General features: G+C 56.1%; 20 protein-coding genes. 18 read left to right on the forward strand and 2 right to left on the reverse strand.

Features of this window, described 5'->3' with window-relative positions:
* The first annotated feature begins 110 nt into the window (after positions 1-110).
* From ACMXX3_RS00565 to ACMXX3_RS00625, 13 genes are all read left to right on the forward strand, one after another.
* Complete coding sequence (locus tag ACMXX3_RS00565) at positions 111-1,964, forward strand: glycosyltransferase (RefSeq protein ID WP_421082877.1); 1,854 nt, start codon at positions 111-113, stop codon at positions 1,962-1,964.
* Positions 1,957-3,819, forward strand: a complete 1,863-nt coding sequence (locus ACMXX3_RS00570) for a polysaccharide biosynthesis protein (RefSeq protein ID WP_421082878.1) — start codon at positions 1,957-1,959, stop codon at positions 3,817-3,819. The genes ACMXX3_RS00565 and ACMXX3_RS00570 overlap by 8 nt, the downstream gene beginning before the upstream one ends.
* A gap of 11 nt (positions 3,820-3,830) precedes the next feature.
* Positions 3,831-4,847, forward strand: a complete 1,017-nt coding sequence (locus ACMXX3_RS00575; protein ID WP_421082879.1) for an MraY family glycosyltransferase — start codon at positions 3,831-3,833, stop codon at positions 4,845-4,847.
* 94 nt (positions 4,848-4,941) lie between these two features.
* Entirely contained in the window at positions 4,942-5,259 is a 318-nt protein-coding gene (locus ACMXX3_RS00580; protein ID WP_421082880.1) for a hypothetical protein, read from the forward strand.
* Positions 5,260-5,284: 25 nt separating this feature from the next.
* On the forward strand, positions 5,285-5,539 hold the full coding sequence (locus tag ACMXX3_RS00585) for a hypothetical protein (protein WP_421082881.1): 255 nt from the start codon (positions 5,285-5,287) through the stop codon (positions 5,537-5,539).
* 100 nt (positions 5,540-5,639) lie between these two features.
* Positions 5,640-6,443, forward strand: coding sequence for a F0F1 ATP synthase subunit A (gene atpB / locus ACMXX3_RS00590; protein ID WP_421082882.1), 804 nt, complete (start codon positions 5,640-5,642; stop codon positions 6,441-6,443).
* Between the two features lie 140 nt (positions 6,444-6,583).
* Complete coding sequence (gene atpE / locus ACMXX3_RS00595; RefSeq protein WP_421082883.1) at positions 6,584-6,793, forward strand: ATP synthase F0 subunit C; 210 nt, start codon at positions 6,584-6,586, stop codon at positions 6,791-6,793.
* Positions 6,794-6,844: 51 nt separating this feature from the next.
* On the forward strand, positions 6,845-7,390 hold the full coding sequence (locus ACMXX3_RS00600; RefSeq protein WP_421082884.1) for a F0F1 ATP synthase subunit B: 546 nt from the start codon (positions 6,845-6,847) through the stop codon (positions 7,388-7,390).
* Positions 7,390-8,202, forward strand: a complete 813-nt coding sequence (locus ACMXX3_RS00605) for a F0F1 ATP synthase subunit delta (protein WP_421082885.1) — start codon at positions 7,390-7,392, stop codon at positions 8,200-8,202. The genes ACMXX3_RS00600 and ACMXX3_RS00605 overlap by 1 nt, the downstream gene beginning before the upstream one ends.
* A gap of 159 nt (positions 8,203-8,361) precedes the next feature.
* On the forward strand, positions 8,362-9,987 hold the full coding sequence (atpA, locus tag ACMXX3_RS00610) for a F0F1 ATP synthase subunit alpha (protein WP_421082886.1): 1,626 nt from the start codon (positions 8,362-8,364) through the stop codon (positions 9,985-9,987).
* 76 nt (positions 9,988-10,063) lie between these two features.
* Entirely contained in the window at positions 10,064-10,984 is a 921-nt protein-coding gene (locus tag ACMXX3_RS00615; RefSeq protein WP_421082887.1) for a F0F1 ATP synthase subunit gamma, read from the forward strand.
* Between the two features lie 45 nt (positions 10,985-11,029).
* Positions 11,030-12,493, forward strand: a complete 1,464-nt coding sequence (gene atpD, locus ACMXX3_RS00620) for a F0F1 ATP synthase subunit beta (RefSeq protein WP_421082888.1) — start codon at positions 11,030-11,032, stop codon at positions 12,491-12,493.
* Positions 12,494-12,495: 2 nt separating this feature from the next.
* Positions 12,496-12,753, forward strand: a complete 258-nt coding sequence (locus tag ACMXX3_RS00625) for a F0F1 ATP synthase subunit epsilon (protein ID WP_421082889.1) — start codon at positions 12,496-12,498, stop codon at positions 12,751-12,753.
* A 150-nt stretch (positions 12,754-12,903) separates the two neighbouring features.
* Here ACMXX3_RS00625 and nucS read toward each other — a convergent pair whose 3' ends face one another.
* Positions 12,904-13,620 (reverse strand): endonuclease NucS, encoded by a 717-nt coding sequence (gene nucS, locus ACMXX3_RS00630; RefSeq protein ID WP_421082890.1) that lies wholly within the window; start codon positions 13,618-13,620, stop codon positions 12,904-12,906.
* A gap of 152 nt (positions 13,621-13,772) precedes the next feature.
* On the opposite strand from nucS, the gene ACMXX3_RS00635 reads away from it, so the two are divergent.
* The gene (locus tag ACMXX3_RS00635; RefSeq protein ID WP_421082891.1) at positions 13,773-14,108 is read left to right on the forward strand and encodes an ATP/GTP-binding protein; all 336 of its coding nucleotides are present in this window, start codon (positions 13,773-13,775) and stop codon (positions 14,106-14,108) included.
* Between the two features lie 83 nt (positions 14,109-14,191).
* On the opposite strand, the gene ACMXX3_RS00640 is transcribed toward ACMXX3_RS00635, so the two are convergent.
* Positions 14,192-15,505, reverse strand: a complete 1,314-nt coding sequence (locus tag ACMXX3_RS00640; protein WP_421082892.1) for an AI-2E family transporter — start codon at positions 15,503-15,505, stop codon at positions 14,192-14,194.
* A 150-nt stretch (positions 15,506-15,655) separates the two neighbouring features.
* Between ACMXX3_RS00640 and ACMXX3_RS00645 the strand changes: the two genes are divergently transcribed.
* From ACMXX3_RS00645 to ACMXX3_RS00660, 4 genes are all read left to right on the forward strand, one after another.
* Positions 15,656-16,597, forward strand: a complete 942-nt coding sequence (locus ACMXX3_RS00645; protein ID WP_421082893.1) for a co-chaperone YbbN — start codon at positions 15,656-15,658, stop codon at positions 16,595-16,597.
* Positions 16,598-16,743: 146 nt separating this feature from the next.
* Positions 16,744-17,673, forward strand: a complete 930-nt coding sequence (locus ACMXX3_RS00650; RefSeq protein ID WP_421082894.1) for an ABC transporter ATP-binding protein — start codon at positions 16,744-16,746, stop codon at positions 17,671-17,673.
* Positions 17,649-19,265 carry a hypothetical protein gene (locus ACMXX3_RS00655; protein WP_421082895.1) on the forward strand — a complete coding sequence of 539 codons (1,617 nt, stop codon included), beginning with the start codon at positions 17,649-17,651 and terminating at the stop codon, positions 19,263-19,265. The genes ACMXX3_RS00650 and ACMXX3_RS00655 overlap by 25 nt, the downstream gene beginning before the upstream one ends.
* 58 nt (positions 19,266-19,323) lie before the next feature.
* The gene (locus ACMXX3_RS00660) at positions 19,324-19,608 is read left to right on the forward strand and encodes a DUF3039 domain-containing protein (protein ID WP_237189799.1); all 285 of its coding nucleotides are present in this window, start codon (positions 19,324-19,326) and stop codon (positions 19,606-19,608) included.
* Positions 19,609-19,662: the final 54 nt, after the last annotated feature.

The raw sequence follows: 19,662 nt of genomic DNA on the forward strand, positions 1-19,662 counted from the left end.
TTTCTCAGGTCTATTAGGTAAAATCAATAGAGTTAACTGCATTCTGCCCACATTCCTGGGCGAAAGCAGGAAACAGTGGCTACCTGCCCATGAAAGGACCTTGTAAACAGATGGTTTCTGACCAGACCACCCAGCAAACGCCACCTGAGCGTATTGTCGCCGTCGTGGTGACCTTTAATCGGCGTGAGCTGTTGGAGCAGACCCTGGCCGGGATTGCAGGGGCCGCTATGACCCCTGACATGGTAGTCATTGTTGATAATGCCTCAACAGACGGCACCGATTCCTACCTGCAAGGGGTTGACTATCCGCTACCTACTGATGTGATTCACCTATCCCAGAACATGGGTGGTGCCGGTGGGTTCACTGTGGGTATCGACAGGGCCCTGGCCCGTCACGGGGCAGATCTGGTGTGGGTCATGGATGATGACACTGAACCGACTGAGGCAACCCTTTCTGAGGCCTATGCCGCCTGGTCGGGCTATTCTCCTGTGCGGGCTGAACGCCCCGCGGTGGTGGCCTCCAAAGTTGTATGGTCAGACGGCCGCGACCATCCAATGAACACTATGCGGACCATGTTCCGGGCCGGAGCTAGCCGGACGCAGCGAGCTGAAGCCGTTGGCGCCCGTCCTATCCGTTCTGCATCTTTTGTTTCCATTCTCATGGACGCTGCAGCTCTTCGGGCAACTGATCTTCCCCTGGCCGATTTCTTCATCTGGAATGACGATTTCGAGTACACGACCCGACTGATCCACCACAGTAACGGTATCGCTGTACATCGCTCGGTAGCCCGCCACCATACCAAGACCTTCGGCACCACAGATACTAAACCTGGGCCCCGCTTCTACAATGACGTGCGTAATAAGCTATGGGTTTTCTGCAGCCGCCGGACCCTATCACCTCTTGAGAAAATCCTGTATGGTGGCTCAACCCTGCGTCTGTGGGCTAGCACCCTGATCCGTACCGATGAAAAGAAAACCTATGTAGGCTATTTCCTCAAAGGTCTTATGGACGCAGCACAGGGGTATGCACCGAACGAAGAGGTCCTTCGGGACGTTTATGAACTTGAGTTTACCCAGCGGGCAGCCCGCCTGCGGGCCAACTATTCCACTGATGCGTCCTTCAGCCTTTTGATGAGCGTGTATCAGAAGGACTCACCGGAGTTTTTGGACGTTGCCCTGCGCTCTAATACCCTCGACCAGACGCTACCTCCGAGTGAAGTGGTGATAGTGCAGGACGGTCCCTTGCCCCAGTCCCTGGTGGACGTCATCGACCGCTTTGCCGCTGAGGCAAGCCAGCCGGTCAAGATTAAGAGATTAGAAGAGAATCACGGCTTAGCTGCGGCCCTGACTGAGGGGCTGGAACTCTGCTCTTACGACATCGTTGCCAGGGCTGACGCTGATGATATTTCCCTGCCTCATCGTTTTGAGTTGCAGATACCCCGGCTAGCTTCGGGGGAGCTTGACGTCCTGGGCGGAGCAATGATTGAGTTTTCATCCAGCCCGGATCAGCCTGAAGCTATCAGGGAGTCCCCGCTCACCCATGACAAGATCCGCAGGGATATCGTCCGCCGCAACCCCATGCACCACCCCACGGTGGTGTTCAGAAAAACTGCGGTTGAGGCGGTGGGTAGTTATGTAGAGGTCCCCGGGGCTGAGGATTACTGGCTCTGGGCCAGGATGGTCAAAGCCGGTTTTGTCTTGGGAAACCTCCCGGAGACCCTTGTTGCCTATCGAGTTTCCTCTGCCTATAACCGGCGTGGTGGCCTCAAGGCTTTTTGCAAGGACGTCCAGGTTCAGACCCGGCTTTACACAGGCGAGGTGTTGAATCCAGGCCAGCTGGGGCTGAACCTGCTGGTGCGCGGTGTCTACCGGTTCACTCCCGTCAAGGTCCGAACGAAGGCCTTCCGTAAACTTTACGGACGATACATCCAAACTACACCTACAGGAAGGGACGGCAATGACTAACGAATCATCACCGATGACAAGTTCAATTCCCGTGCTTTCTTCGACCCCAGTACGTAAGTCCTGGTGGAAGTATGTGCAGATGGCCCTGGACTCTGGTGCCTGGCTGGCAGCATTTCCCGCAGCCTTTTTCCTGCGCTATGGAATGGACCGAAGTCTTATAGACCTCAGTGGCCTGGGAGCTACCACCTTGACCATGATGGTCTTGCAGATTGCTGGTGGTCTGCTTGTTGGGCTCTATCGGGGCCGTCATAGTTACGGTGCCTTTGAAGAGAGCCGACGGCTCTACCCCTTGGTTATTGCAAACGTTGTCATCATGCAGCTTTTGTTGCTGCTTGTATCCCGTTCCTTCGGCGTTCCCCGCTCTGTTGTACTGATTGCTTTCCCCATCGCTGTTTTGATGATGATGGGCTTCCGGTATATCAAGCGAATTTATGAGGAGCAGACTAACCGTCCTTCGGGGGAGGAGTCTGAGAAGGTTATCGTCTACGGGGCGGGCTTTGTTGGCCGTAACCTGGTTTCGACCTTGATGGCTGACCCTAAAGCTAAACTTTACCCTGTGGCCATTGTGGATGATGACCGGTCGGTTAAAAACGCCCGCATTAGCGGGGTCAAAGTTGAAGGTACCAGTCTCGACCTTCCGGTACTCGTTAAGCAGTACAAGGCCAAAAAAGTTCTGATTGCAATAGGCGAAGAAATTTCTGAGCGCCGCCTGGTGAAATTAGCCCAGACCATGAAGGAACTAGGGGTTGAAACGATCCGTATTAGTTCAGCTGTTCCTGATTTTGGTGAAAAACGCCAGCGCACCCAAGAGGGTAATGAACGTGAGCTCCTAGAGGAGATTCGAGGGGCGATCAATTACAAGATCGACCACCAGCTGATTCAAGAGCAAATTAAGGGCAAGCGGGTCTTGGTAACCGGTGCCGGTGGCTCGATCGGTTCTGAGCTGTGCCGCCAGATTTCTAAGTACGAGCCGGCTGAACTGCTCATGCTGGATCGGGACGAGTCGCTGCTGATGGATACTCGTTATAGTCTCAGCGGCCTATCGAGTTTGGACCACCCCAGCGTCATTCTCGCCGATGTCCGTGATTTTGAAGCTCTCGAAGCTGTTTTCCTTGAACGTAAACCTCAGGTTGTATTCCATGCAGCGGCCCTCAAGCATGTTTCAGCCCTGGAAGCCCACCCCAAGGAAGCCTATAAAACTAATACGCTGGGCACGGCCAATGTCTTGAAAGCTTCAGCTCTAGTTGATGTTGAGGTTTTTGTGAACATCTCAACGGATAAGGCGGCGGACCCCACAACGGCCCTGGGCCAGTCGAAGCGCAGCGCTGAAATGCTGACGAGCTGGTACGGCCACCAGACAGGTAGGCCCTATGTTTCAGTTCGGTTTGGAAACGTCTTTGGCTCCCGAGGATCCATTAAACCCCTCTTTACCAAACAAATTTTGGACGGGGGCCCGCTCACTGTCACCGACATTAACGCAACCCGTTACTTTATGCTGATTCCTGACGCATGTCTCTTGGTCATGCTGGCTGGAGCAATCGGCAAGTGCGGAGAAGTGCTGGTGTTGGATATGGGTGAACCGGTCAAAATCATGCAGGTTGCTGAACACATGCGCCGACTCTATGAGCGCTTTGATGTCGAAATCCGTGTGATTGGCCTGCGGCCCGGTGAAAAGCGGGACGAGGTTCTCTTTGGCCTGGATGAAGTATCGGTCCGTAGCAAAGAGAATGAATTTATTCTGCGATCTACATCGGCTGCCCAAGACCCGGCAGAACTAGACTACGGCCTGTGGCTGGAGAATTACCGCAAACATCGCGGCTATGACCGCATCGAACGGAAGGGACAGGATTCCTAATGACACGGGAAATGGCATGGGCTTTAGTCCTGATTCCGGGAGCCCTGGCAGTTCTTTTGGGTCTGTTGCTCCCCTTCGCCGTCCGCCCCCTATTGCACCGATGGAACCTCGTGGACATCCCCACTGAGCGGTCATCCCATTCCACCCCGGTCTTTCGAGGTATGGGGCTGGCTACTGCTCTGGCTGCAGTAACCGCCTATATGGTGGCCCTTCTCGATGGGCAAATCTATACAGACAGGTCCATAGCTCTGCTGGTTCTTGTCGGCATGTTGTCTTCAGGTCTTCTGGGCTGGTTTGAAGATTACAGCGGGGTCTCCATCAAGATTCGTTTCGGCGTCCAGATTTTAATCGGAGCCGTGGTTACTCTGGGTATGACAACCATGCTGGGCACCTCCTTGTTCTGGGTTCCCCTGGGTGTTTTTGCCATCGCCGCTTACATCAACGTCGTGAATTTTATGGACGGCATCAACGGTATCTCTGGTTTGCACGGATTTACCACTGGTCTAGCCTACGCCGTATCTGGTCTCATCAATGACATGCCCTGGCTGATAGCCGGGGGAGCAGCGGTAGCTGGTGCCTACCTTGCCTTCTTGCCCTGGAACGTCCGAACAGGAAAGAACGTTTTTCTGGGGGACGCAGGTTCCTACTTCCTGGGCGGGGCTGTAGCTTGCATGGCTGTTGGAGCCTTCCTTTCCGGGGTCTATATCGAGTACATCGTCGGTCCTTTGTTGGTCTACCTGGCCGATACCGGAACCACCTTGCTCCGGCGTATTATCCGGGGTGAGCAGTGGTACAAGCCTCATCGAACCCATGTGTACCAGCGCTTGACTGACCACGGTCTTAGCCATCTGGCTAGCGCTTTTGTTGTAACTCTAACTACTGCCCTGGTGACGGCTATCAGTATGATTTCCTTACCGTTTGAAACCCAAAATGCAATCGGGGCAGCCCTCCTCATCGTTGCCATCCTTGCCCTATACCTCAATTTGCCACGCATTCTGTCGAAGGTCTCAGGCCGTGGCAAACAGTAAACCGCTAGCCATTGGGGAATTGCCCTGGCTCAGAATGTGTACACGCATAAGCCTGGCTTTGGCTATTGTCGGCCTAGTCGGTACGATAGGTGGTGTGTTGATTGGCGGTAAATCAGCTGCTGGCGGTTATATCACCGGGCTAGCTCTGGTCTACCTCAGCTTCTTAGTGGCTATCAGTATTGTGATATTCGCTGAAAAGAAGTCCATGAAGGCAGCTGCAATATCCTTAGTGGTGGCTTATCCATTCAAGATGGTGGTACTCACCAGCCTCTTGATTTTTTCACCGATTCCGGATGACTTCCGCAACGGTTGGTTCCTAGCAGGGGCAGTCCTTGGTCTAGGAACTCAGCTTGTAATGGAAGTAAAAATTATTGCGAAACAGAGGATCCTCTACTTCGATTCGGTAGGATGAAATATGGCAAAGGAGCACAACTGACGTGGGTAAAACCGAAGACACCTGGTACAGGCAAAATAAGGAGTTGCGATCAGCAGGCGACCTTGTCGCCGGTGGCGGAACTGCTGGGGCCTTCATGACATTGCTCTACGTCATGATAGGTATAGGCTTCTGGAGTTTGGTAGGCTATGGGCTGGACCACTTGCTAAATACCACCTGGATTGTCTGGGCCGGAGCAGCTGTTGGAGCTTTTGGTGGAGTGTACTTGGTATACATTCACCTGCAAAGAGGCTCCTAGGCGCAAGGCTTGCAAGAGCCACACACATACTTTTTACATTCTTTATCACCTCTGAGGTTGCTTACCCAAGCAACCAACACGAAGCAAGAAAGGACTTGCCTTGATTTCAAATGGGCTAGTTGTCGCAGCGGATGAACAGCAGGGCTACGTTCCGCCCACGATTGATGAGATGCACCTTCCTGCTCTCTTCCAGATTGGTAACTTTGAATTCGGCAAGCACACTATCCTGATCATTCTTTCTGTAGTGATCGTGGCTGGCTTCTTCATCTTCGCTGCCCGCAAGCGGGCTATGGTCCCTTCCCGCACCCAGTTCATTGGTGAAATGGGTTACGGCCTGGTCCGTAATAGCCTGGGTAAGGAACTCATCGGTGCCCACCATTACAAGCCCTTTGTTCCGCTCCTGTTCACCGCTTTCTTCTTTATTCTGGTGAACAACCTCTACGGTTCAATTCCCTTCATCCAGCTTCCCACCATGTCCCATGTAGGCTCAGCCTACGCACTGGCAGCAATTGCCTACATCACCTGGGTTGGTGTTGGTATCAAGCGCAAGGGTCTGGGCAAGTTCTTCAAGGATATGACCATGCCCTCTGGAGTACCCCCTCTGGTCTACGTCATCCTGATTCCCATTGAGTTCATGTCAAACATGCTCATCCGCCCTGCAACCCACGCCCTGCGTCTCTTCGCTACCATGTTCGGTGGCCACCTGGCAATCATGGTTGCAGCTTCACTCACCCAGTACCTCATCGTTGAAGCAGGCGGTATCGCCGCTATTGCATCCGTTGGTTCAGGTGCTCTGGGCCTCTTCCTCTACTTCCTGGAACTGATGATTCAGGCTATCCAGGCTTACGTCTTCACCCTCCTCCTTGCGGTATACCTGCAGGGCTCGGTCTCTGAAGGCCACTAATAATAGATTTTCTCCGGGAGGGAATCCTCGCGGACGAGAAAAGCAACCCGCTTAGGCGGGGAGTGTCCACAAATAAATACTCTGCCCCACACAAACACACCTACCTTAGGTGCGGGGCACTGTGAAAGGAAACAAACACAATGGAACTCACCGGTTCACTTACCGCAGTTGGTTACGGTCTTTCAGCTATCGGCGGTGGCATCGGCGTAGGTCTGATCTTCGCTGCATACATGACCTCAGTTGCTCGTCAGCCCGAGTCACAGAAGACCCTGCAGCCCATGCTGTACCTGGGCTTCGCTCTGGTTGAAGCACTGGCAGTTCTCGGCCTGGTTCTTGCGTTTATCAAGTAATTTCCGGCCCCGCCGAAAGATTGACCAAACTATAGAACAGGAAAACCCCCTATGTCTCACTTAATGGCAGCTGCAGAGGGCGCGAACCCTCTGGTCCCCAACGTCTGGGAAATCGCCATTACCGCCATCGGGTTCCTGATCCTCCTCTTCATCGTTACCAAGTACGTTGTCCCGGCATTCGAAAAGATTTACCAGGACCGTAAGGAAGCAATCGAGGGCGGTCTTGCTAAGGCCGAAAAGGCCCAGGCAGAGGCTGCAGCAGCACGCGAAGAGTACGGCCAGCAGCTCGAAAGCGCTCGTCTGGAAGCTCAGAAGATTCGCGAAGAAGCTCGTGCCGAAGGCGACGCTATTGTGGCTGAAGCTAAGGAACGTGCGAACGCAGAAGCAGCTCGTATCACCGAGAATGCTCAGAAGACCATCGAGGCCGAGCGTGCAGCAGCAGCTGCTTCACTCCGTACCGAAGTTGGCGCTCTGGCAACCTCACTTGCTGGCAAGATCGTTGGCGAATCCCTCAACGATGATGAGCGATCTGCACGTGTAGTCGATCGTTTTCTTGCTGACCTTGATGCACAGCAGCAGGCAGGTGCAGCCCGCTAATGTCAGCAGTATCGACTGAATCACTGAACACCGTGGAAAAGGTTCTGGTAGCCCAGGCTACTAATAACCCGACCCAACTCGCAGATGAACTCTTCGCTGTTGTCGATGTTATCGACAGCAACGGTGGGTTCCGGCGAGGCCTCACCGATCCTTCCCGCGAAGCAGCACAGCGAGCAGGCATTGCACGCTCTGTTCTGGGTGGCAAGATTTCTGAAGCAGCTCTAGCCGTTGTTTCTGCAGCAGCAGAAGGCCGTTGGAGCGCAGAACGCGATCTCGCTGATGCCCTTGAACAGGTTGCTGTCACCTCAGTAGCGCTTTCTGCTGAACGTCGTGGGGGTGTCCAAGCCCTTGAGCAGACCGTCAATGAGCTGTTGACTTTCATCAACACTGTTGACGCATCAGCTGATGCTCAGGCAGCTCTTGCCGACACCAGGGCCAGCAAAGAAGCACTCAAGAAGCTCGCAGTATCCTTGGGAGGCTCCGTATCCTCCGAAGAAGGCAAGCTTCTGCTTGAACGAGTTGGCACTGCCGCTCGCGGGACTACCGCAGCACGACTGGCCAACCAGTTCGTAGAAATCATCGTCAAGCGTCAAAACCGTTGGATTGCACGAGTAACTTCTGCAACCGCACTGACAGCTGAGCAGATTGCAAAGCTCCAGGGCTCACTGAACAAGACCTACGGTAAGGAGCTCAAGCTCGATATCACCGTAGACCCCTCCGTTCTGGGTGGCCTCCGCGTCCAGGTTGGTGACGAGGTCATTGATGGCACTCTGTCAACCCGCCTGTCCGAACTGGGCCGTGCATTCGCCTAGGCGATTTACACAGTCGAGATCTCGACGGTGATTTAGAAGATACAAAAGACGAATCGGGCACGCCGAACACTAGCTGACCGGCACGTCAAACAAGTTTCGGTGGGCCTGCCCCAGACCTGTGGCAGGCACACCAACAAATTAGGAGAGCAGGGACATAAGATGGCCGATTTGACCATCAACGCCGATGATGTCCGTAACGCGCTGAACGAATTCGCAGCGTCTTACGAACCCGGCAATGCAGAGCGCGTAGAGGTGGGTCGAGTTGCAGCAGCATCCGACGGCATCGCACGCGTTGAGGGCCTTCCCTCAGTAATGGCTAATGAGCTTCTTCGTTTTGAAGACGGCACCCTTGGCCTGGCACAGAACCTCGATACCCGTGACATTGGTGTCATCATCCTCGGTGACTTCACCGGCATTGAAGAAGGTCAGGAAGTCCACCGTACCGGTGAGGTTCTTTCAGTACCCGTAGGCGACGCCTACCTCGGTCGCGTTGTTGACCCCCTGGGTAACCCCATTGACGACCTGGGCGAAATCGCTGCAGAAGGCCGTCGTGCCCTGGAACTTCAGGCACCCGGTGTAACCCAGCGTAAGTCTGTACACGAGCCCCTCCAGACCGGCCTCAAGGCGATCGACGCCATGATTCCGATTGGCCGTGGCCAGCGTCAGCTCATCATTGGTGACCGCCAGACCGGTAAGACCGCAATTGCTGTTGACACCATCCTGAACCAGAAGGACAACTGGGCAACCGGTGACCCCAACAAGCAGGTACGCTGCGTTTACGTTGCTATTGGCCAGAAGGCATCAACCATTGCAGCAGTACGTGAAACCCTGAAGCAGCAGGGCGCCCTGGAGTACACCACTATCGTGGCTTCTCCTGCCTCAGACGCAGCAGGCTTCAAGTACCTGGCACCCTACACCGGTAGCGCCATCGGCCAGCACTGGATGTACGGTGGCAAGCACGTCCTCATCATCTTCGATGACCTCTCCAAGCAGGCTGAGGCATACCGTGCTGTGTCACTTCTGCTCCGCCGTCCTCCGGGCCGTGAAGCATACCCTGGCGACGTCTTCTACCTCCACTCCCGCCTGCTCGAGCGCTGTGCAAAGCTCTCAGACGAGCTGGGTGCAGGTTCAATGACCGGTTTCCCCATCATTGAAACCAAGGCAAACGACGTTTCAGCCTTCATTCCCACAAACGTCATCTCCATCACCGACGGCCAGATCTTCCTGCAGTCAGACCTGTTCAACGCTAACCAGCGTCCCGCAGTTGACGTAGGTATCTCCGTTTCCCGTGTTGGTGGTGCAGCTCAGACCAAGGCAATGAAGAAGGTCTCCGGTACCCTCAAGCTTGACCTTGCTCAGTACCGTGCAATGGAAGCCTTCGCAATGTTCGCTTCCGACCTGGACGAAGCCTCAAAGGCCCAGCTGACCCGCGGTGCCCGCCTGACCGAGCTGCTGCGTCAGCCCCAGTACACCCCCTACGCAGTTGAAGACCAGGTTGTCTCCATCTGGGCAGGTACCAACGGCTACCTCGACGACCTCGAAATCTCAGACGTCCTGCGTTTTGAGTCAGAGTTCCTCGACCACCTGCGTCGCTCAACCACCGTACTTCAGGAAATCGGTAGCTCAGGCAAACTCGAAGACGAAACCGTAGCAGCCCTCAAGACTGCCATTGTTGACTTCAAGAAGGGCTTCCGCTCAGAAGGCACCAGCCACCTGGTAGAGGCCGGCCACGAAGAGCACCAGCCTCTGTCTGACGCTGAAGTATCACAGGAAACCATCGGTTAGCGATTTTCCTAGACCGTGAAAGTGCCCCTCTTCAAAAGGGGAGGGGCACTTCACTCTAGGAGTGAAAGGAATCTCTATGGGAGCCCAGATTAGGGTTTACCGCCAAAAGATTACTTCTACTAAGTCCATGAAGAAGATCTTCAAGGCGATGGAGATGATCGCAACCTCACGCATTAACAAGGCACGCAAGAGCGCTGAGGCTGCAAGCCCCTACGCGAATGCGCTGACTAAGGCCGTAACTGCAATTGCGACCCAGCACCACATCGAGCACCCTTTGCTCAATGCCAAAAACAAGGCTAAGACCGGTCGTTCAGCAGTTCTCGTCCTCACCAGCGATCGCGGCCTTGCGGGTTCATACTCATCATCAGTCCTCAAAAAAACCGAGGGTCTTATTGAGAAGCTCCGCGGTGAGGGACGTGACGTCAAGCTCTACCTCATCGGACGTAAGGCTAAGTCTTACTTCGAATTCCGTGAGCGTGAGTACGAGCAGGCTTGGGAAGGTAACACCGATAACCCCAACATCGACATGGCGATTGCCGCCCGTGATGCAATCTTGGCAGCCTACGAGAACGGTCAGGTAGACGACCTCCACATCATCTACACCGAATTCGTCTCCATGGTCACCCAGGAAGTCCGCGTCCTGCGCCTTCTGCCCATCGAAGTTGCAGCAGCCCGTGAACTCGGCGAAGAAATCCTGCCCGGTGAACGACTTGAAGACGACCAGTTCCAGCAGAACTCAGTCTTCGAATTCGAACCCAACCCCCAGGAAGTACTCGACGCCCTGCTTCCCCGCTACATCGCTTCCCGCATTTATGCGTGCCTGCTTGAAGCGGCAGCGTCCGAACTTGCATCGCGCCAGCGTGCGATGAAGTCCGCAGGCGACAACGCCGATGAGCTCATCAAGAAGTACACCCGCCTGATGAACAACGCTCGCCAGGCAGAGATTACTCAGGAGCTCAGCGAAATCGTTGGCGGCGCCGACGCACTCGCCTCCTAAAACCCGAAGACAAATTTCCACTCTCTACATAGGTAAGTGAGAACAATGACTGCAACTCTGAACGAATCGGCAGCAGCGCCGGCTCAGGGCGCAACCGGTCGCATTGCTCGCGTTATCGGCCCTGTCGTTGACGTAGAGTTCCCTGCCGGCCAGGTACCTGACATCTACAACGCGCTGACCGCTGAGCTGACCCTCAACGGCACTACCCGTAAGATCACCTTCGAGACTGCCCAGCACCTCGGTGATTCACTGGTACGTGCAATCTCCCTGCAGCAGACCGACGGCCTCGTCCGCGGCCAGGCTGTAGTAGACACCGGTGCCCCCATCTCCGTCCCTGTGGGTGACGGCGTCAAGGGTCACATCTTCAACGTCCTCGGTGACGCCCTGGATGTCTCCAACGACGAAATCAAGGCTGACACCTACTGGCCCATCCACCGTGCAGCTCCCGGCTTTGCCGACCTCGAAGGCTCAACCGAGATGCTCGAGACCGGTATTAAGTCCATCGACCTTCTGACCCCCTACATCAAGGGTGGTAAGATCGGCCTCTTCGGTGGTGCGGGCGTTGGTAAGACCGTTCTGATTCAGGAAATGATTACCCGCGTTGCCCGTAACTTCGGTGGTACCTCAGTATTCACCGGTGTGGGCGAACGTACCCGTGAAGGTAACGACCTCTGGGTTGAAATGGAAGAAGCTGGCGTTCTCAAGGACACCGCCCTTGTCTTCGGCCAGATGGACGAACCCCCTGGAACCCGTCTGCGCGTTGCGCTGACCGGCCTGACCATGGCGGAATACTTCCGTGACGTACAGAACCAGGACGTTCTGCTCTTCATTGACAACATCTTCCGCTTTACCCAGGCAGGTTCTGAGGTATCAACCCTGCTCGGCCGCATGCCTTCAGCTGTGGGCTACCAGCCCAACCTGGCTGACGAAATGGGTCTGCTGCAGGAACGCATCACCTCAACCCGCGGTCACTCCATCACCTCCATGCAGGCAATTTACGTTCCTGCGGACGACTACACCGACCCGGCACCCGCCACCACCTTCGCCCACCTGGACGCAACCACCGAGCTTTCTCGTGAGATCGCCTCCCGTGGTCTGTACCCCGCGATTGATCCCCTGTCCTCCACCTCCCGAATCCTGGACCCCCAGTACATCGGTCAGGAGCACTACGACACCGCAATCCAGGTCAAGGCAATCCTCCAGGAAAACAAGGAACTCCAGGACATCATCGCGATTCTTGGTGTTGACGAACTTTCTGAAGAGCAGAAGATCGTTGTTGCCCGTGCCCGTCGTATCGAGCAGTTCCTCTCCCAGAACACCTACACTGCAAAGCAGTTCACCGGTGTTGAAGGTTCAACCGTGCCGATCAAGGACACCATCGAATCCTTCCAGATGATCTGCCGTGGCGACGTTGACCACATCCCCGAGCAGGCCTTCTACAACATCGGTGGTATGGACGACGTCATGCGCCGTTACGAGGAAATCAAGGCACAGTCTGGAGCCAAGTAATCATGGCACTGAAAGTAGAAGTCGTTTCACGCGAACACATCGTGTGGGTTGGCGAAGCCAAGTATGTCCGAGCACGCACCGTTGACGGTGACCTCGGTATCATGCCCGGCCACATCCCCACAATGGCGCTTCTTGCAGACGACGGTGAACTTCTGATTGAAGCCACCAACGGTGAAAAGAAGACCACCCGACTGAACGAGGGTTTCTTGACCGTATCCAACGATCGAGTCACCATCGCAGCTAAGCACGCCAAGATCTAACCCTGGCTAGCAGAAGCAACAGGACGCCGTCCTTCTCCCAACCTGGGGGAGGACGGCGTCCTTTTTTACCCTCTAGAGTAAGCCCTACAAGACAGGCAGGCCCCTGTTCCCACCGGGAACAGGGGCCACATCAAACAGACGAAAGAAGTCTTAGAAGAGCCGGGACTCTACATCATCGACCCCACGCATAGCATCGTAGTCGAGGGAAACACAGCGGATGCCGCGGTCTTCGGCCAGGGTGCGGGCCTGGGGCTTGATTTTCTGGGCTGCAAAGACACCCTGGACTGGGGCCAGGAGGGGGTCACGATTGAGCAGATCCAGGTAGCGGGTAAGCTGTTCCACCCCATCTATATCACCAATGCGCTTGAGCTCAACGGCCACTGAAATACCAGAGGCGTCCTTGGCCAGAATATCGACCGGGCCGATTGCTGTAGGATATTCACGCCGAACCAAACGGTAACCCTCACCAAGCACTTCGATCTGTTCTGCAAGAAGACGTTGCAGATCAGCTTCTACCCCGTCCTTAATGAGGCCGGGGTCAATGCCCAGATCATGGCTGAGCTCCCCGAAGGTGCCATAAACCCTGATCACCAGCTTGTCATCAGCCTTTGCTGCCTGGACGGTCCACAGCTCGGTGACATCGGAATCCAGGTCTTCTGCAATGGATGTACCTTCAAATTCAGTCCGGGTAGCTACATGGAGGCGACAGGGGGGACTCATCCAGTTGAGGGGCTTGTAGGACCCACCGTCAGAGTGAATCAAAACCGACCCGTCATTTTTAATCATGAGAAGACGGGTTGCCCGGGGCAGGTGGGCCTTGAGCCGGCCCACATAATCGACAGAACAATCAGCTATAACTAAACGCACCCGACAACTCTAACAGGTCTTTCCAACCTGGCCATAGGGGAGCGGTCACGGGGCGGTTCAACCACCGGTAAGGTGGGTTCCTTTACCTCGACAAGACCCGGGTAGAAAGCTGAGCTTGGGCCAGCTTCTGAAGACATGGAAGAATAGGGTCTATGCCTCGTAGACCTCACCCCAAACGCCGTCCTAATTCTGGGCCTGTACCCAGCAAATGGCAGAAGCCCCGCCCGCAGGGGAGGGATATTTCGCGCATTCTAGACCCAGCCCCATTCATTGAAGAAAGTGCAGATGGGGACTGGTATGTGCAGTACATTCCAGCTGTCAATGCCAAGAAAACCTATAAGTGCCCAGCCTGCGAACGCGAAATTAAACCCGGGGTCGCCCACCTGGTAGCCTGGCAAACTGATCATATGTTTGGAGCCCAACGGGCCATCGAAGAACGTCGCCACTGGCATAAACGATGCTGGGAGACCCGCAGTCTCTGGTACTAAAAGCCAGAGAACAAAGCCCCACCTTCCTCAGATGAAGGTGGGGCGTATTCGTCCTACATTGCCTCTGGCCTGAATGAGGGGAGTTAGAGTTGGTCCTGGCGGGGAACAAGAACCTCGTTGACCAAGATGAGCAGGGAGGCTGCAACCGGAATTGCAATGATTGCCCCCAGCACTCCCCACAGGGCAGATCCTGCAACCACGGCAATAATGGCGACAGCACCGGGTACTGCTACCGCCCGCTTCATGATACGCGGGGAGATGAAGTAGGCCTCAATCTGGAGGTAAATCAGGTAGGGGATCAAGAAGAAAACGGCGGTCTGCCAACTTTCTATCAGGGCCATGATCGAGACGAGGGCCGCAGCACTGACCCCACCGACCAGCGGAATAAAGGCAAGAATCAAGACAATGAGCATAAGGAGCACGGCGAAGGGAACTCCAACAATCATCATGATGACAGTTGCAACAGTGGCATTGATGATGGCAACCAGGGCCTGCCCGGAAACATACTGGCCAACCGATGAGGTGATCTTTTCCGTCAGGTAACCGATTCGCTCCCGCTTGGTGGCCGGGGCTAAGCGGATAAACCAGGCCTTGATCGTGGGAAGGGAGGCGAGGACGTACAGGGAGAGGAAGAGGACGATGATGGTGCCGGTTGTGACCTCAGCCAGGGTGGACCCAGCGTTGATCAGGGAATTGAGAAATCCGCTGACCACCGAGGTATCAGAGGTAATTTGAGCAAAGATTTTCTCAACTTCGGCATCGACGGCATCCCGTACTTGGAAGCGTTGATCCAAGGTCGTGACAAGGTCGCTGTTGAGGAAGTTCTCAAACTGGTGCGGGAAGCTGGTGACGAAGGCAACGGCTTGCCGAGCCACCATGGGGATGATCCAGAAGATCACGGCAGCTGCGATACCGGCAAAGATGAGGAAGACTGTGGTGACACCCAGGGATCGCGGAAGACCCCAGCTTTCTAGTTTTCTCACTAATGGATCTAGCCCCAGTCCAATAAAGAGGGCCCCCGTGAGCCACCCAGCCAGAGCCCCCACATTAAGGACCAGATAAAAGGCGACGTAGGCTAAGCCCATGCCAATAGCTAGCATGAAACCGAAGTAGACGGGATTGGTCAGGTAGCGCCCCTTACCTTCAGTCCGGACGGCAGGGGCAGTAGGAGCCTCCTGGGAGGTGTCAGCAGGTGGGGGAGAGAGTTCTGGCTCGGCAGGAAGCTGAAAGCGGTGGCGGGGCAGGGCACCGGGGATAGCTGGGATAGCCGGGAGATTGAAACGCGGTGAGGAAGCTGATTCTTGCTGGCGGTCTTCTCCAGCAGGCTGGGTGGTAGCAACCTGCTGGGCTGACCGTCTGCGGGTCAGTTTTTTCAAGAGGGTGGGGAGTTCAGGCATCTTTGGGTCCAATGGGGTGGGTGGGTCTAGTCTCTAGCCTATCTTGATTTCTGCCCTGGGCTTGAAAAGGGGCTGGGAAGCTTACTGCCAGTGCCCTGTTTGGCACGATAGTAGACAGAAGTCTTCTTGATTGAGAGAAAGTAGAGCACAATGACCCAGCAGGCTGGTTTCCAAGAACAGAATCTACCCGCTTCAGTCCGCCATGCCCCCGATCTTGCTGCTGTTGCCCAGGGTGCTGGGCCGGACGCGTCCGCCCCGGCTGAGAGCCAGGCAGGCAAGCCTGCAAAGACCTGGCGGCTCGATGTGACCGATTCTAGCCAGCTCCAGCAGCTGGTGCAGGAATCGAACCGGGGCGCAGTAGTCTTTGCCCTGTGGGCTCCCCATTCCCCGGCTTCGGTTGAAATGCTGGAAAACATGGAAACCCTGGTCAATTCAGCCGGAGGTAACCTGCTCCTGGCAGCTGTAGATATCACCCAGGCCCCTGAGATTGGCCAGGCTTTTCAGATTCAAGGGGTTCCGGCCGCTGTTGCAGTGCTAGCTGGGCGTCCTGCTCCCTTGTTTAACGGACCGGTGGCAGTACAGGATATGACCGAGGTGCTTGGCCAGGTGCTGCAGCTGGCCGCCCAACAGGGCTTGCCCGGGGGCTTCGAGCCCGTCCTTGCTGAGGACGAAAAGCCCCTCCCGCCCCTGCACCAGGAGGCCCTTTCGGCCCTAGACCGGGGCGACTATGCTGCTGCTGAGGCTGCCTATACCCGGGCCCTTAATGAAAATCCGGGCGATTCTGATGCAAAGGTCGGCCTGGCCCAGGTCCACCTGTTGCACCGGGTCTCGACGCTGGTTCTGGCTGATGAACGTCAGAAGGCTGCCGCGAACCCAACCGATGTGCTAGCGCAGATGAACGTTGCTGATCTAGATATCGTTGGTGGGCATGTCGAAGATGCCTTCAACCGCCTCATCTCCCTCTTTAAGGCTACTGACGCTGAGACTAAGCCCCAGGTGCGCGAGCGTCTCCTTGAACTCTTTGAGGTTGTTGGTTCAGCTGACCCCCGGGTCATGAAGGCCCGCTCAGCCCTGATGATGGCCCTCTTCTAAGAGGAGCCAGTTGGGATACCCCGCCCCCAACGGGTGCGCTGCGGCTGTGACCTGGGCAGGGGCGGGGCCAGGCTGGTTAGACTTTTTATGAAATATCATCCTGGAAGAGGATGACGGGTCTGGTGGTGGGGACTACAGTGGGTTGTATGGCACACGATACAAGTCCCTGGAAAAATCAAACATCTAGCGAGCCCACCCAACACCTGCAAGAGACACAAGCCCAGGCCTCAAACCAGCCCAGTGACCTGGCAGAAGAGCCCCTTCCCCCTGCAGCTGCTGCACCGGTGCAGGCTGAAATCGCCCAGAAGAGTCTTGACACCCCGGCCTTAGAGATTCAAGGCCTGGTCAAAGTCTTTGACCAGCGGCCGGTAGTCGATGGTATCAATCTGACGGTGCCCCGGGGATCGTTCTACGGCCTCGTGGGCCGCAACGGCGCAGGAAAGACCACCAGTCTGTCCATGGCAACCGGTATGCTCAAGCCCACCGCCGGCCGGGTCCTGGTAGGGGGTGTGGACGTCTGGGCCAACCCGCTGGAAGCCAAACGGAAAGTCGGGGTCTTGCCCGACGGCGTCCGCCTCTTCGATAAGCTTACCGGCGAGCAGCTTCTTACCTACGCTGGCCGCCTGCACGGACTTGACAAGGCAACGGTAGCAGACCGCACCCGCGACCTCCTCCAGGCCATGGATCTGGTTTCTGCCGTAGGAAAACAGGTAGCTGACTATTCGGCGGGCATGACCAAGAAGATTAGCTTGGCCTGCGCCATGATTCATGCTCCTTCCTTGCTGGTACTCGACGAGCCTTTTGAGGCAGTTGATCCGGTATCAGCCTCAAACATTCAAGATATCCTCAAGGCCTATGTAGCTGGTGGCGGAACTGTCATCGTCTCCTCGCACGTCATGGACCTCGTCCAGCGTTTGTGCGACCATGTAGCAATCATGGATTCTGGCCGTATCCTAGCCTCTGGCACCGTGGATGCAGTAAGGGGCCAGATGAGCCTTGAAGAACGATTTGTCTCCCTGGTAGGAGGCCGAGTTGCATCGGAGGGTCTGGCATGGTTGCAGTCCTCCTCCGCCTAAAACTTGCCCACTTCCTCGCTTCCTTCCGCAAGGGAAACGTCTGGTCGATCATCGGCCTGATCTTTGGTTTACTCTACGGTCTAGGAATTGCCATCAGTTTTGGTGTCGCCGGGTTCTTTATTGAAAACCCAGAAAACTCCCTTCTGATGATAGGCCTGCTGGGAGCAGCCATGACCCTGGCCTGGTGGATTCTTCCCCTGGTGGCTGCTGGAGCCGATCCAACCCTAGACCCTGAGCGCCTGGCCCCTTACCCGATCCGGGTCAGGCAGCTGATGGGTGGCCAGGCCCTCGGGGCCTTCCTCGGAACCCCGGGCATCATAACCCTCTTGCTGACCCTAGCTTTGACCACAGCTAACTTCTACCAGCCCCTTGCCCTTGTAGCCTACCTGCCTGCCGCCTTGCTAGGGCTTGCCCTGGTGGTAGTCGGTTCCAGGCTTGTTGCCGTAGCCTCCATACCGCTTCGTTCCCGCCGGGCTGTCACCAACAGCCTCACCCTGCTCTTCCTTGCCCTGCTGATGATGGCCGGGCCGATCATCGGTGGAATCAGTAGCCTCATATTCGGTAATCCAGACCTTCTGCGCCAGGTGGTAGAAATCGGCCAGTGGACGCCCCTGATGTCAGCCTGGGCAATCGCTCCAGCTGTCGGCACCGGCAACTACGGCCAGGCCGCTGCCCTTAGCGGGATCAGCCTCATCTACCTGGCTGTACTCTGGTTCACCTGGCACTTCTTTGCAGCAAAAACTATGGCAAATATCGGCCAGGTTGTAGGGGGCCACCAGAAAACCAAGACCCACAAGACCGGCCACCTTGGCCTGCTGGGCAGGTTCCCCGCCACACCCCGGGGAGCTATTACCGCCCGCGTCCTGGGGCTGATGCTCAAAGACACCCGCTTCAACGCCAACATCCTCATGGTTCCCCTCTTCTACCTGCTGTTCATCTTCATGCAGGGGGCAACCTTCGTGACCGAGGAAGATAGTGTCACGGTAGACAACCCCATAGCCCCCTTTATGCTCATCGCCTTTCTCCCTGCCTTCTCCGGCATAGCCCAAGCTGGCCTAGTCTCCATGGAAAACTCGGCCTTTGCCCTGCACGTCCTAGCCCCCCTCAAGGGGATCGATGACCGCCTGGGACGCACCTACGCCATGTGCCTGGTCTATGTTCCCCTGCTGGTCCTAGGTACCCTCACCTTCGGCTACTTCTCGGAGGCAGGCTGGCTAACTGTCAACTACCTCCTCATTACCCTGGGCGTTTTCTTCTTCGCCCTGGGCATGGCTAATACCAGCGACACCGTCTTCAACGCCCCTGTGGTGCCGCCAGGGAGCAGCCCCTGGAAGACCCCCGAACAGCCCGACGGCATGGCCAAGGCCATGGTACGGGGCCTTCTGGTCCTCATACCCCTGGGTATAGGCTTGCTAGGCTACATCGGCACAACCATCACCCACTTCACCGCCAACCCCGCCTGGGCCTGGGGTGCCACAGCCCTGGTCGTCCTGGCCGGAAGCCTGTCCCTAGTCATCGGAATCCGACGCGGGGCTCACCGCTTTGATCAGCATTCAGCTGCCATGCTCCAAAGAGTCTCCCGCTACGGCTAACAAACCCAACCCACAGGCCACTACACTTAAACCAGACCCACAGACGAAAGAAGGAACCATGTCCTCCATCCCCGGAATTGAAGACCCCTTCCCCGAAACCGCCCACTCCGGCGGAACCGCCCTGCTCGAACGCGAGGAGGTCCAAAACGTCGAACCCGGTGACCATGAACGCTTTGCCCACTACGTCCGTAAAGAAAAAATCATGGAGTCAGCCCTCACCGGCAACCCGGTCGAAGCCCTCTGCGGCAAAAAGTGGACCCCCGGCCGCGACCCCGAAAAGTTCCCCGTCTGCCCCGAATGCAAGGAAATCTACGAGGGCCTAGCCCCCGGCGACGAGAACTAGACCCACCTCATAGCCCCATTCACCCCCGAATGGGGCTAAACTTTTGTGGTGCCC

Origin of the sequence: Rothia nasimurium, from assembly GCF_049068285.1 — a bacterium.
Classification (GTDB): Bacteria; Actinomycetota; Actinomycetes; order Actinomycetales; family Micrococcaceae; genus Rothia; species Rothia nasimurium_I.

Excerpts from the sequence above, each read along its gene's own strand:
- ACMXX3_RS00650 (WP_421082894.1), top strand. The coding sequence starts at position 16,744 with ATGGCACACGATACAAGTCCCTGGAAAAATCAAACATCTAGCGAGCCC.
- ACMXX3_RS00570 (WP_421082878.1), top strand. The coding sequence starts at position 1,957 with ATGACTAACGAATCATCACCGATGACAAGTTCAATTCCCGTGCTTTCT.
- ACMXX3_RS00655 (WP_421082895.1), top strand. The coding sequence starts at position 17,649 with ATGGTTGCAGTCCTCCTCCGCCTAAAACTTGCCCACTTCCTCGCTTCC.
- ACMXX3_RS00660 (WP_237189799.1), top strand. The coding sequence starts at position 19,324 with ATGTCCTCCATCCCCGGAATTGAAGACCCCTTCCCCGAAACCGCCCAC.
- ACMXX3_RS00605 (WP_421082885.1), top strand. The coding sequence starts at position 7,390 with ATGTCAGCAGTATCGACTGAATCACTGAACACCGTGGAAAAGGTTCTG.
- atpE (WP_421082883.1), top strand. The coding sequence starts at position 6,584 with ATGGAACTCACCGGTTCACTTACCGCAGTTGGTTACGGTCTTTCAGCT.
- atpA (WP_421082886.1), top strand. The coding sequence starts at position 8,362 with ATGGCCGATTTGACCATCAACGCCGATGATGTCCGTAACGCGCTGAAC.
- ACMXX3_RS00600 (WP_421082884.1), top strand. The coding sequence starts at position 6,845 with ATGTCTCACTTAATGGCAGCTGCAGAGGGCGCGAACCCTCTGGTCCCC.
- ACMXX3_RS00615 (WP_421082887.1), top strand. The coding sequence starts at position 10,064 with ATGGGAGCCCAGATTAGGGTTTACCGCCAAAAGATTACTTCTACTAAG.
- ACMXX3_RS00575 (WP_421082879.1), top strand. The coding sequence starts at position 3,831 with ATGGCATGGGCTTTAGTCCTGATTCCGGGAGCCCTGGCAGTTCTTTTG.
- ACMXX3_RS00635 (WP_421082891.1), top strand. The coding sequence starts at position 13,773 with ATGCCTCGTAGACCTCACCCCAAACGCCGTCCTAATTCTGGGCCTGTA.
- ACMXX3_RS00640 (WP_421082892.1), bottom strand. The coding sequence starts at position 15,505 with ATGCCTGAACTCCCCACCCTCTTGAAAAAACTGACCCGCAGACGGTCA.
- ACMXX3_RS00625 (WP_421082889.1), top strand. The coding sequence starts at position 12,496 with ATGGCACTGAAAGTAGAAGTCGTTTCACGCGAACACATCGTGTGGGTT.
- ACMXX3_RS00565 (WP_421082877.1), top strand. The coding sequence starts at position 111 with ATGGTTTCTGACCAGACCACCCAGCAAACGCCACCTGAGCGTATTGTC.
- ACMXX3_RS00645 (WP_421082893.1), top strand. The coding sequence starts at position 15,656 with ATGACCCAGCAGGCTGGTTTCCAAGAACAGAATCTACCCGCTTCAGTC.
- atpD (WP_421082888.1), top strand. The coding sequence starts at position 11,030 with ATGACTGCAACTCTGAACGAATCGGCAGCAGCGCCGGCTCAGGGCGCA.